The organism is Acrocarpospora pleiomorpha, from assembly GCF_009687885.1.
GTDB lineage: Bacteria > Actinomycetota > Actinomycetes > Streptosporangiales > Streptosporangiaceae > Acrocarpospora > Acrocarpospora pleiomorpha.
Window position 1 is genome coordinate 32,894 of the sequence record NZ_BLAF01000004.1, and the last position, 11,486, is coordinate 44,379.

The window sequence follows — 11,486 nt, forward strand, 5'->3', positions numbered from 1 at the left end:
CTCGCTAGCCGATGCGCTCCGGCACGGGTGCGGCCGACACGGCGAGGTGGTGGGTGAGCTTCTCACCCTCGACGTCGAGGTCGGGCAGCACCCGGTCCAGGACCTTCGGCAACCACCAGGCCGCCCTGCCGAGCATCGCCATCACGGCCGGGACCAGCGTCATGCGCACCACGAACGCGTCGACCAGCACGCCGAGCGCCAGCGCGAAGCCCATCGACTTGATGATCGGGTCGTCCATGAAGACGAAGCCGCCGAACACCGAGGTCATGATGAGCGCGGCGGCGGTGACCACCCGGGCGTTGTGCCCCATGCCGTTGATCGTGGCCTGCCGGGCGGTGTCGCCATGCACGAAGTCCTCGCGCATGCGCGACACGAGGAACACCTCGTAGTCCATGGCCAGGCCGAACAGGATGCCGATGAGCAGGATCGGCAGGAAACTGACCAGCGGCCCCGGCACCTCGACGCCGAACAACCCGGCCAGGTGCCCCTGCTGGAAGATCGCCACGGTGATGCCGAACGTCGACCCGATGGTCAGCAGGAAGCCGAGCGCCGCCTTCAACGGCACCAGGATCGACCGGAAGACCAGCATCAGCAGCAACACCGAAAGCCCGACGACGAGCAGCAGGTAGACGGGCATCGCCTCGGCCAGCTTGTCCGACACGTCGATGCCGACGGCGGTCGCGCCGGTGACGGAGATCTCCGCGCCCGCGATGGTGGCGACCTTGTCCCGGATGGCCTGCACCGCGGCCTCGGTCGAGGCGGCGGTCGGCCCCTCCTTGGGGATGATCGCCAGCAGCGCGGTCGTGCCGGTGGCGTTGGGCTGCGGCGGCGCGACCGCCAGCACGCCCGGCACCTGCTGGATCAGCCCGGCCGCCTGCCCGGCGGCGGCGTTCACGGCGGCGGCGTCCTCGGCCGAGACGACGGCGATCAGCCGCGCGTTGAAGCCCTCGCCGAAGCCCTCGCTGGTGAGGTCGTAGGCGGCGCGCGCCGGGGTGCCGGGCGCGGCCGTGCCCGCGTCGGGCAGCGCCAGCCGCAGATCCTGTACGGGCAGCGCGAGCACCCCGAGGCCGACGATGCCGACCAGCAGGATCGGCACCCGCAGCCGGCTGACCAGCCGCCCCCACGTGTAACCGAAGCCCTCCTTGGCGACGCCCTGCCCGACGCGCTGCTTGCGGGGCAGGACCCGCGGCCCGGCGTACGCGAGGATCGCCGGCAGCAGCGTCACCGCCACGAGCACCGCGACGGCGACGGTCCCGGCGGCGGCCAGGCCCATGACGGTCAGGAACGGGATGCCGGCGACGAACAACCCGGCCAGCGCGATCACCACGGTCGCCCCGGCGAACACCACGGCGGACCCGGCGGTCCCGGTGGCCCGCCCGGCGGCCTCCTCCCGCTCCAGCCCTTCGGCCAGGAACTGGCGGTAGCGCGAGGTGATGAACAACGAGTAGTCGATGCCCACGGCCAGGCCCAGCATCAGCGCGAGCACCGGGGTCACCGAGGTCAGCTCGACGACGCCGCTGAGCGCGTACAGACCGGCCATGCCGACCCCGACGCCGACCAGCGCGTTGAGCAGCGTCATCCCGGCCGCGACCAGCGACCCGAAGGTGACGATCAGCACGATCGCGGCGATCAGCACGCCGATCGCCTCGGACCCGCCGACCTCCGGCGCGGCTCGCAGCACCTCACCGCCGTGCTCCACCTGGATGCCGGTGGCGGCGGCCCCGGCCTTCAGGTACGCCTCGCGCTGCGCGTCGGTGATGTCGTCGACGTTGTCCTTGAACTGGACCTGGACCAGCGCGTACCGGCCGTCGGGGGAGAGGGCGCGGGCCTGGAAGGGGTCGATCGCGGCCACCACGCCGGGCACGGCGGCGGCTTCCTTCACCACCGGCGCGACGACCGCCGGGTCCAGCTTCCCGCCTTCGGGGGCGGCGATCACGATGGTGCCGACGGCGCCGCTGGCCTGCGGGAACTCCCGCGCGAGCGAGTCGAGGGCACGTTGGGACTCGGTGCCGGGCATGGAGAACTTGTCACTGGACGGGCCGAGGAACATGACGGCGGCCACGCCCACGAGCGCGAGCAGTAACAACCAGACGGCGGCGACTCGCCCCCGGTTGCGGAAGGAGAACCGGCCGAGCCGGTACAGCAGGGTCGCCATGAGTAGGGGTCTCTCCCAGTGATCAGTCGGTTGGGCGGCCGAGGGTGCGCAGCGCGCCACGGGTCAGTTCCACGCGCATGACCTCGTCGGGGAGGTCGATGCCGCGGGCGCAGGTCAGGAAGATGCCGACCAGGGTCATCCAGCCGGCCACCCGGCACTCCTGTCCGGGGGCACGGCCGACCAGGGCGTCCACCAGGCTCTCGGTGGCGGTTTCGACGTCGGGCAGTTCGGGGTGGCAGAGCAGGTCGTCGACGTCCACGATGAGGATCTTGACCTGGCGGCGGAAACGCAGCGCGAGTTCCACCAGCCCGGCGACGGCCTCCCGCGCGGCCTGTTCCCCGTCGAGTGGGGCGAGTTTCTCCTGGATGGCCTCCAGGTCCCGCCCGACCGGCGCGAACAGCTCACTCAGGATCGCGTCTTTGCTGGTGAAGTGGTAGAGCAGTGATGCTTTGGAGCAGCCGACGTCGGACGCGATGTCCTGGAGGGACGTGCCACGGAAGCCGTGGGCGGCGAACAGGCGGCCCGCCGACTCCAGGATCTCCGCTCGCATCGAGGTCATGGCCCCAACGTAACTGACCGATCGGACAGACTCTGTCCGATCGGTCAGAAGGTAACCGAAATCACACGTTACGTTCAGCCGCTGTAGCGCAGCCGAGGATAAGTAAAGGTGATTGACTAAGCTCAGGCCGATCTATAAAGTTTCTTTACAAATATCTGGAGCCGGCATGGGTACGAGCGTCCCCGTACACCACCGATTTGAGACGCACGTCCGCGAAGTGCGCCCCTCACGCACGGAAGGTGCCCATGAAGAAGAAGCGTCATGTCCCCGCGACGATGTCCAGCGCTACCACGGGACGCGGCTCACGAGAGCGGCGCCGTCCGATGCCGCGCGCCCGCCGGATCGCCGGAGCCGCCGTCCTCGCCATCGCCCTCAGCGCCGGGCCCGCGCTGACCACTGCCGAACCCGCTGACGCGGGCACGGCGAAGCAGTCCGTGGCCCTCGGCCGTACCACCCTGGGTGGCGCCGACCCCAGCGTCATCCGGGTCGGCAACCTCTACGTCGCGGCCAAGTCGGTGAACGGCGGCATCGCGGTACGGACGGCGACCACTCTCGAGGGCATCGCCGCCGCGCCCCGGCGCCAGGTGTGGAACGACACCGGCAACCTCGGTGAGGTGTGGGCGCCCGAGATCGTGTACCACAACGGCCGCTACCGCATTTACTTCGCGGCGGGCACCGGCGCCGCCCACCGGATGTACCACATCAGCTCCACCACCGCCGACTCCGGCTACTCCGCCGCGACGAAGGTCGCCCTGCCCGGCGACAAGTGGGCCATCGACGGCGTGCCGTTCACCTTCAACGGCCAGCGCTGGTTCGTGTGGTCCGGCTGGTCGGGCGACACCAACGTCGAGCAGAACCTCTACATCGCCCGGATGAGCAGCCCGACCACGACCACCGGCGGCCGTTACGTCATCTCCCAGCCGCGGGAGTCGTGGGAGCGGGTCGTCGGCAACCCGTTCATCAACGAGGCCCCCGAGCCGATCCTCGACCCGAACGGGCAGTTGCACATCGTGTACTCCGCGAACGGCAGCTGGAGCAGCAAGTACTGCCTCGCCGATCTGCGGCTGCGCTCCGGCGGCGACCCGACGTACGTGTGGGACTGGTACAAGAGCAACGGCTGCCTGTTCGGCTCGTACGCGGCGTACATGATGAACGGCTGGGACCCGACGCTGCACGTGGACGGCCCCGGCCACCACACGTTCGTGCTGGAGCGCGGCGACATCGCCACCAGCCCGCCGTCCGGCAACCGGTTCCCGACCATGTACCACGCGGTCGCCAAGGGCACGCCGTACTCATGGTCCAACCGGTACTGGTACACCGGCACGGCCGTCTGGTGGAGCAAGACCACCTACCAGCGCGCGAACGTCCCCGGCGCCAACACCAACGTCGGCTACAGCCTCAAGTTCTTCGAATAACACACCCGCGACACCTGACGGGGACCCATGCCGGGCCATGAGGACTTAGGCCTCTACAGCGAGCAAAGGAGGACGGTTCAGGCTCACAGGCACGGGAGGTGAACGATGAGCGCTGAAACCGTGCTGTCGACACGACACGATGCATGGGCGGAGCTGGATGTCACCACCGCCGCGACCCTGGACGTCGAGACGGTGCTGGCCCGGTTGGAGATCAGCAGTGCGGGCCTGAGCGAAGCCCAGGCGCGAGAACGGCTTCAGGCGGTTGGCCCGAACGCGATACGCACACATCGGACTCGGCGCCTTGCGGTGCTGGCGCGGCAGTTACGATCCCCGCTGCTGATCCTGCTGGCTCTGACGGCGATCGCGTCCTACTTTCTCGGCGAACCGACCGACGCCCTGATCATCGGAGCGATCCTGACGGCGTCGGTCGGCCTCGGGTTCTTCAACGAATACCGGGCGGAGAAATCCGCGCAGGCGCTGCACTCCCAGATCAGGCACACCTGCGTGGTCCGGCGGGACGGCCTGCCACGGCCGGTGAACGTGACCGACGTCGTACCCGGCGACATCGTCGAACTCGGGCTCGGCCAGGTAGTGCCCGCGGATCTGCGCCTGGTCTCCGCCGTAGGGCTGGAGTGCGAGGAATCTGTGCTCACCGGGGAGTCGATGCCGGTGGCCAAGTCGATCGCACCGGTCCGGCCGGGCGCCCCGCTGGCCGAACTGAGCAGTTGCGCGCTCATGGGCTCCGTCGTGCACGCCGGCTCCGGCACCGCGGTCGCGGTGGCCACCGGCGGACGCGCCGAATTCGGAAAGATCGCGCTCGGCCTGGGTCAACGTCACCCCGACACGGAGTTCCAGGTCGGGCTGAGCAGGTTCTCCATGCTGCTGGTCAGAGTCGCCGCTGTGCTGACCGTCACGATCTTCGTCATCAACCTGCTCCTGCACCGCCCGGTCATCGACGCCCTGCTGTTCTCGCTGGCGATCGCCGTGGGGATCTCCCCGCAACTGCTGCCCGCCGTCGTCTCCACCAGCCTGGCCGCGGGGACAAGGCGCCTGGCCCAGCGCAAAGTGCTGGTCAAACGCCTGGTCTGCATCGAGGACTTAGGCGATATCGAGGTGCTGTTCACCGACAAGACCGGCACCCTCACCGAGGGCAGCATCAGCCTGGTGCGTTCCCTCGGTCCGGACGGCACCCCTGCCGATGAACCCCTGAAGCTCGGCCTGCTCTGCAACGAAGCCGTGGTCGCCGCCGGGCGGGTGGCGGGCGGCAACCCGCTGGACGTCGCGCTCTGGCAGGCTCCGGCCGCAGCGGCTCTCGGCGCCGCGCTGACCCCCTATCGGCGGCTGGCCGTGCTTCCCTTCGACCATGAACGCCGGATCGTGTCGGTCGTGGTCGAACACGAGGGTCGCAGGACTCTCATCACCAAGGGCGCGCCGGAAGCCGTCCTTTCACGCTGCGTCGGTGTTCCGCCCGAGATGACCGCCACGCTGGCGGCCGAGTTCGCCGCAGGCAACCGCGTGGTCGCGGTGGCCGACCGTCCAGCCCCGGAATCGCTCCAGATCACGTTCGCCGACGAGTGCGACCTCGTCCTGCGCGGCCTGCTGGTCTTCCTGGACCCACCCAAGGCCAGCGCCTCCCACGCACTCGAACGACTCGCCGGTCTCGGCATCACCGTGAAGGTTCTCACCGGCGACAACCCCGCCGTCGCCGCGCGGCTCTGCGCCGACCTCGGACTGCCCGGTGGACGCGTCGCGACCGGTCAGGACGTCGCGGCCGCCGATGACGACGGCTTGGCCGCTCTCATCGACCGGTCCACCGTGTTCGCCCGGGTCACGCCAGAACAGAAGGCCCGCATCGTCCGAGTCCAGCGGGGCGGCGGACTGGACGTCGCCTTCCTCGGCGACGGCGTCAACGACGCCCTCGCGCTGCACGCCGCCGACGTGGGCGTCTCGGTCGAGACCGCGACCGACGTCGCCAAGGACGCCGCCGACGTGCTGCTGCTGGAGAAAGACCTCAACGTGCTCGCCGACGGGGTCATGGAGGGCCGCCGCATCTTCGCCAACACCATGAAATACGTCCTGATGGGCACCTCTAGCAACTTCGGCAACATGTTCAGCGCCGCCGGGGCCGCCCTGGTCCTGGGCTTCCTGCCCATGCTGCCCTCCCAGATCCTGCTCAACAACCTGCTGTACGACGCGAGCCAGCTCGCGATTCCCACCGACAACGTCGACCGCGAGCAGGTGGCCCGACCGGCCCGCTGGAGCATGAAGCTCATCCAGCGCTTCATGCTGTTCTTCGGGCCGCTCAGTTCCTTGTTCGACTTCGCCACCTTCGCCGTCATGCTGGGGATCTTCCACGCCGGCCCGCCCCTGTTCCGTACCGGCTGGTTCGTCGAATCCCTCGCCACCCAGACACTCGTGATCTTCGCGATCCGGACCCGGCGCAGCCCGTTCTTCCGCAGCCATCCCAGCCTTCCGCTGGTAGCCACCACCCTCGGGGTCGTTCTGATCGGGGTGGCGCTGCCGGCCACCCCCGTGGCGCGGATCCTGGGTTTCGTTCCGCTTCCCGGCCCGTACTTCCTCGCACTGGCCCTGATGGTGGTCTTCTATCTCGGTCTGATCGAGGTCGGCAAGCAATGGTTCTACCGCGCTCTCCCAGCCGTACCGGCGGGGCGCGAGCGCTCAGCCGGCCATCGCACCCACCGCAGGGCCGGACCGTTCACCACCGTCCATCGGATCCGCCGGCGATCACGGGCGAGTGATCCGGGCCACGGCTGACAGCGGCGGTGGCCAGGCTGGTCAGATGGGGCGCAGCCCGTCGAGAGCTTGTCCGCGGCGTCGGTGAACTGCTCTTTGCTCTGCGAGAAGACCTCGGGAGCCCTGGCCAGAGCGTCTTTCAGCATGGACGCGACACCGTGCTCTTCTTGCGCGAGATGCTCGCGCACCCAGCGCTCCAGTGCCTCGCGTGGAGCGTGTCGCCCGGCGAGATCGAGGGCGCAGTCGGCCAGGTCGGCGGCGTCGGTCCGGTAGACGGCCTCGATGAGCGCTTCACGGGTGGGGAAGTGCCGGTACAGGGTCGCGGACCCGACGTTGGCGCGCCGCGCGAGGACGTCCCAGGGGACGTCCGGGCCCAGCTCGGTGAACGCCTCGCGGGCGGTCGCGACGACGTGCTCGTAGTTGCGGCGCGCGTCGACACGCATCGTGCGCCCCTGTGACGGTGCGCCCACATGCCTTCTGGCCTAAACGGATGATCTCCCCGTTTCGCATTGCTACGTGGGGTTACGATGACGAGGTCGTCCCGCCCGGCACCGAGATCGGCCAGCTCCAGATGGGCTACCGCCCGTCCGCACTCACCGTGTCGCACCTGCGCCGACGCTCGACCGCCGCTTGACCCCCTCCCCGGGGGGTCGTGGGGACATCTTGCGCCAAAACGCCAAAACGCCCATCCGGATGGATGAGCGTTTTGACGTGGACGGCTACTTCAGGATCGGGTACTTGGCGACGATCGCGGTGCGGGACCACCAGGCGCCGATGCCGAGGGTGTTGCCGGCGGAGGCGAGGGCGAGGCCGATGAGGACGATGGCGTAGATGAGGTGTTCGTCCATGAAGGGGTTGTTGGGCAGGGGGAGTTCGGCCGCCCACATGAAGACCAGCAGCACGGTCCCGGCCGCCGCGGCGATCCGCAGGCCGGCGCCCAGGACGAGGGCGGCGCCGATGCCGAGCAGGCCGGCCATGAACAGCCAGTCGACCCAGGCCTGTCCGGCCAGGCTGGAGAAGAACCCGCCGAGCGCGTTCTCGCCGGTGCCCTTCAGGAACCCGGTGGTGGGGCTGCCGCCGTTGATCCAGGCCTTCGCCGACGGGGTCGCGAAGCCCCAGCCGAAGGTCTTGTCGAGGAAGGCCCACAGGAATGTCCAGCCGAGGGCGATACGCGCGACGGCCCAGATGTAGTCCACCGTGCGCGCCGCGGTCGACGGCGCCTGCGAGCTGAACACGTGGGGGGTGTGGACGCTGTGGCGTCGTTCGGTGGTGGCCATCGTCGGCCCCTTTCAAAGCGGGTTATCGTCTTTGTTCTCGCACCTCAATGACACTCCTTCGCCGGGTTCGCGCTTAGGGCTGGAGGGCTCGCGAGGCGAGCGCGCAAGGCCTGTTCTCTGTGTGACTTTCGGCCCTGGACTGCAACCACCCGCGAACGGAGGGGGTCACGAACCGGTCGTGACCGGTCGAGGGGTCTGGGCGCGTGGCGGGGCCGACAGTCGCAGGCCCAGCAGGATGAGGCCGGTCCCGCCGAGCGCGAGCACCACGAAGGCGGTCAGCGACCCGACGATGACGCCGCCGAGCGCGGGCACGCTCGCCGCCACGCGCAGGTCGGCGGTGACGCCGGGCGAGGCGTCGGCGTTCATGATCACGAGTGTCCAGTCACCGGGCGCGGCCTCCCAGGTCAGCGCGGAGTCCTGCGAGAGCGCCGCCCAGAAATGCTGCCCAAGCGGCGGCGCAGGGGGCTGGGAGCCTTCGTGCCGGGCGTAGTGCGCGCCCTGGCCGAACCGCGCCAGCTGGTCGTGGGCGACGTCTTTCAGGTACCGGTCGGCCGCGGCGGCGGGGGCGATGCCCACGAAGACCGGCGGGCCCGCGGAATCCGCCTCGACCCGGACCTGGCCGACGAAGTCGCGCAGCACCCGCACGCCGGGCGCGGTGAGCCGCACCTCGCCGGTGGTGATCGCGTACGTGCTCGTGCGCACCGGCACGGCCGCCGCCCCCACGAAGCCGTCCGCGTCGCGGTCCAGGGTGAGCGTGGCGGCGCCGATACCGGCGAAGGCCAGGCCCACCGACACCAGCACCGAACCGCAGGCGACAGCCGCGACCGCGCCGCTGGTCCAGCGGTGCGCGGGCGCGTGCGGCGACTCCGCCGGCGGGGCGCCCTCGGGGGACGGCTCGAGCCCACCAACCTCCAGGCGGAACGGAGGGTAGACGTCGGTCATGAGCGCGGCGTAGGCGGCCACCCGCAGCACCCAGCGGTTCATGCCGAGCACGATGTCGAAGATGCCGCGCGGGTAGCGGCCGGTGAACAGCAGCGCGACAGCGGCGATCAGTACCAGAACGCCGATGAGGCCGCCCAGGTTGAACTGCCAGAACCCCGCGTAGCGGTCACCGATCAGCAGGGCGCCGCTGGTGAACAACGCGACCAGGAGGTAGTGCGGGAGGGCCAGCAACCACCACTTGACCAGGACCAGCCCGCGCGAGAGGCGCTCGGGGTAGTCGACGTCGAACGCCGCCGGATATCCGGGATCAGGTCCGAGCGTGAACGGCGGGTATCGGTCGGTCCCCAGGGCGCCGTAGCTGTAGTAGGCGACCCGCCACGTCCAGCGCAGCACGCCGACGTTGAAGTCGAAGACGGCTCGCGGATAGCGGCCGGTGACCAGGATCGCGACGAAGGCGACCACGGTCAGCAGGGCGAAGGCCGACCACAGCGGGATGAGCAGGAGGTAGTGCGGCAGGGCCAGCAGCCACTTGACGAGCCAGAGCCCACGACTCAGCGGCGTGTCGAGCCGGCCCTCCACGTGCACGGGATAGCGATTCATGACCGGGAACCTCCTGGCGTCGGCGAAACCTGCCACCTTGCAGCGCATCACCGGCGGGCCGGGGCCGCGTAGGCGCGAAAGGCCCTGGGCCGGCCGCTGATGGACCCGTTCCGGTGACCGCGTGAGAGCAAGGACGAAGGTCCCGGCTCGGCGTGCCGGACGGCACTGCTCCGGCGCGCCGCCGGCATCGATCGTGAAGGAAGACCGAAGCAGGTGACATGTGAGAGGTACGTCATGGGAGCCGCGACCGACTGGGCCGTGAGGCGGGTGCGCCTCTACCGCCCCGACAGAAATCCGCTGCGCCGATCGTCGGATCGGTGGGAGGCGCTGGTCGTGGCGCTCGCGATCAGTTTCACACTGCTGTCGATCTGGCCGGCGACCCTGATCAGCGCCGCCGTCTACCGCGACGGCCTACGGGCGGAGCTGTCCGGGCCGGGAGCGCGCGCGGCGGCGGTCGTGACGCTGGTGCGGACCCCCGCGGGAGCCCAGGAGTGGCAGACCGGCGACGGAAGGCGCGTGACGGGCCGCGTGACCACCCTCCCGCAGGTGGTGGTCGGCGCCACGTACCAGGTGTGGATCGACGGCCGCAACGCGGTGACCACCCCGCCACGCACCCGCGCCGAGACGATCATGGCGACCGGGTTCGCCGCCTTGGGGCTGGAACTCGGCGTGGTCTTCCTGGCGTTCCTCGCCTGCGTAACCGCCCGCCACCTCCTCAATCGCGGCCGGTACGCTCAGTGGAGCGCGGCCTGGACCGTGGCGGAGGCGCGCTGGCGCAGGCCCCGCCAGACCTGAACCCAGGGGATCACCATGTGGACCGACACCGACGAACTCGGCGGCTACCTGGCCCAGATCGGCCGCATCACCCTGCTGACCGCCGACCAGGAGGTCGAACTCGCCAAGCGGATGGAGGCCGGGCTCTACGCCGGGCACCTCCTGGCCGAGCCTCCAGGCGTATCGGCTGTCCCCAGATCGGAGCTCCAGGCGATCGCCGGAGAAGGGCGCCAGGCCCGCACCCGCATGATCGAGGCCAATCTCCGGCTCGTGGTCACCGTCGCCCGCCGCTACACCCATCGCGGGATGGCCCTGATGGACCTCATCCAGGAGGGCGACATCGGCTTGATCAAAGCCGTCGACCGCTTCGACTACCGGCGGGGCGCCAAATTCTCGACGTACGCGACATGGTGGATCCGCAAAACGATCGCGCAGGCCCTCGCCGGGGAGCCCTGGCCGATTTCCGTACCGGCCGTCGAGGCGCCCGACCCGAGCGACCACCAGCCCGAAGCCGTCATGGAGAGCGCCGAACTGCTGGCCGGAGTGCGGGCCATGCTGGGCGACCTGGACGCTCGGGAGGCGCAGGTGCTGAGCCTCAAATACGGCCTGACCGATGGCCGGACCTACACCATCGGGCAGGTCGGGCGCCGGCTGGGCATGCCCGGCACCTGGGTACGGCTCCTGGAGAACCGATCCCTGGCGCGGTTGCGCGCCAGGAAGGATACGCGTGAACTGCTCACAATGCTCTGAGGAGGAACGCAGATGACCCACCAGACCTGGAACCAGCTGACGGACCGGCAGCGGACGGCCATCGCCGTGCTGGCCTCGATCGAACTGGCCCTCACGGCCACCGCGGCCGTGGATCTGTGGTTCCGGCCCAAGGAGGCCGTCCGAGGACCGAAGGCGCTGTGGTGGCCGGCCCTGTTCATCCAGCCTGTCGGGCCGATCGCCTACCTGTCGGCGGGACGGCGGCGCCCCCGCCACTGAGACGCGGGTCCTGCTCGCCGGTC

At 69.9% G+C, this 11,486-nt stretch carries 10 protein-coding genes and 1 pseudogene; 6 read left to right on the forward strand and 5 right to left on the reverse strand.

Features of this window, described 5'->3' with window-relative positions; translation table 11 throughout:
- Positions 1 to 4: 4 nt before the first annotated feature.
- Positions 5 to 2,155: an MMPL family transporter gene (locus Aple_RS00185; protein ID WP_155342349.1), complete on the reverse strand. Its 2,151-nt coding sequence runs from the start codon at positions 2,153 to 2,155 to the stop codon at positions 5 to 7.
- A 22-nt stretch (positions 2,156 to 2,177) separates the two neighbouring features.
- Positions 2,178 to 2,714 (reverse strand): TetR/AcrR family transcriptional regulator, encoded by a 537-nt coding sequence (locus Aple_RS00190; RefSeq protein WP_155342350.1) that lies wholly within the window; start codon positions 2,712 to 2,714, stop codon positions 2,178 to 2,180.
- 245 nt (positions 2,715 to 2,959) lie between these two features.
- Here Aple_RS00190 and Aple_RS00195 point away from each other — a divergent pair, with 245 nt between their 5' ends.
- Together Aple_RS00195 and mgtA are read left to right on the forward strand one after the other, a co-directional pair.
- A complete protein-coding gene (locus Aple_RS00195; RefSeq protein ID WP_218038025.1) occupies positions 2,960 to 4,129 on the forward strand; it encodes a glycoside hydrolase family 43 protein in 1,170 nt (389 codons plus the stop codon).
- A 105-nt stretch (positions 4,130 to 4,234) separates the two neighbouring features.
- Positions 4,235 to 6,904: a magnesium-translocating P-type ATPase gene (mgtA, locus tag Aple_RS00200; protein WP_155342351.1), complete on the forward strand. Its 2,670-nt coding sequence runs from the start codon at positions 4,235 to 4,237 to the stop codon at positions 6,902 to 6,904.
- A gap of 263 nt (positions 6,905 to 7,167) precedes the next feature.
- Here the strand turns inward: mgtA and Aple_RS54095 are convergent.
- A pseudogene (locus Aple_RS54095) lies at positions 7,168 to 7,326 on the reverse strand (TetR family transcriptional regulator); the annotation flags it as partial.
- A gap of 47 nt (positions 7,327 to 7,373) precedes the next feature.
- Between Aple_RS54095 and Aple_RS00210 the strand changes: the two are divergent.
- Positions 7,374 to 7,517: a hypothetical protein gene (locus Aple_RS00210; RefSeq protein WP_155342353.1), complete on the forward strand. Its 144-nt coding sequence runs from the start codon at positions 7,374 to 7,376 to the stop codon at positions 7,515 to 7,517.
- Between the two features lie 85 nt (positions 7,518 to 7,602).
- Here the strand turns inward: Aple_RS00210 and Aple_RS00215 are convergent, their stop codons facing one another.
- Both Aple_RS00215 and Aple_RS55975 read right to left on the reverse strand, forming a co-directional pair.
- On the reverse strand, positions 7,603 to 8,160 hold the full coding sequence (locus Aple_RS00215) for a DoxX family protein (RefSeq protein ID WP_155342354.1): 558 nt from the start codon (positions 8,158 to 8,160) through the stop codon (positions 7,603 to 7,605).
- Positions 8,161 to 8,325: 165 nt separating this feature from the next.
- Entirely contained in the window at positions 8,326 to 9,702 is a 1,377-nt protein-coding gene (locus Aple_RS55975) for a DUF4389 domain-containing protein (protein ID WP_155342355.1), read from the reverse strand.
- Between the two features lie 213 nt (positions 9,703 to 9,915).
- Between Aple_RS55975 and Aple_RS00225 the strand changes: the two genes are divergently transcribed.
- From Aple_RS00225 to Aple_RS00235, 3 genes are read left to right on the forward strand one after another with little or no spacing between them, the layout of a single operon-like run.
- Positions 9,916 to 10,497: a hypothetical protein gene (locus tag Aple_RS00225; RefSeq protein WP_155342356.1), complete on the forward strand. Its 582-nt coding sequence runs from the start codon at positions 9,916 to 9,918 to the stop codon at positions 10,495 to 10,497.
- 15 nt (positions 10,498 to 10,512) lie between these two features.
- Entirely contained in the window at positions 10,513 to 11,226 is a 714-nt protein-coding gene (locus tag Aple_RS00230; RefSeq protein ID WP_155342830.1) for a sigma-70 family RNA polymerase sigma factor, read from the forward strand.
- Between the two features lie 12 nt (positions 11,227 to 11,238).
- A complete protein-coding gene (locus tag Aple_RS00235; RefSeq protein WP_155342357.1) occupies positions 11,239 to 11,463 on the forward strand; it encodes a PLDc N-terminal domain-containing protein in 225 nt (74 codons plus the stop codon).
- Positions 11,464 to 11,486 lie beyond the last annotated feature (23 nt).

What these genes read in the sequence shown, in the direction of transcription:
- Aple_RS00190 (WP_155342350.1), bottom strand. Translation starts at nt 2,714, where the DNA reads ATGACCTCGATGCGAGCGGAGATCCTGGAGTCGGCGGGCCGCCTGTTC.
- Aple_RS00195 (WP_218038025.1), top strand. Translation starts at nt 2,960, where the DNA reads ATGAAGAAGAAGCGTCATGTCCCCGCGACGATGTCCAGCGCTACCACG.
- Aple_RS00235 (WP_155342357.1), top strand. Translation starts at nt 11,239, where the DNA reads ATGACCCACCAGACCTGGAACCAGCTGACGGACCGGCAGCGGACGGCC.
- Aple_RS00230 (WP_155342830.1), top strand. Translation starts at nt 10,513, where the DNA reads ATGTGGACCGACACCGACGAACTCGGCGGCTACCTGGCCCAGATCGGC.
- Aple_RS00215 (WP_155342354.1), bottom strand. Translation starts at nt 8,160, where the DNA reads ATGGCCACCACCGAACGACGCCACAGCGTCCACACCCCCCACGTGTTC.
- mgtA (WP_155342351.1), top strand. Translation starts at nt 4,235, where the DNA reads ATGAGCGCTGAAACCGTGCTGTCGACACGACACGATGCATGGGCGGAG.
- Aple_RS00185 (WP_155342349.1), bottom strand. Translation starts at nt 2,155, where the DNA reads ATGGCGACCCTGCTGTACCGGCTCGGCCGGTTCTCCTTCCGCAACCGG.
- Aple_RS00210 (WP_155342353.1), top strand. Translation starts at nt 7,374, where the DNA reads ATGATCTCCCCGTTTCGCATTGCTACGTGGGGTTACGATGACGAGGTC.
- Aple_RS55975 (WP_155342355.1), bottom strand. Translation starts at nt 9,702, where the DNA reads ATGAATCGCTATCCCGTGCACGTGGAGGGCCGGCTCGACACGCCGCTG.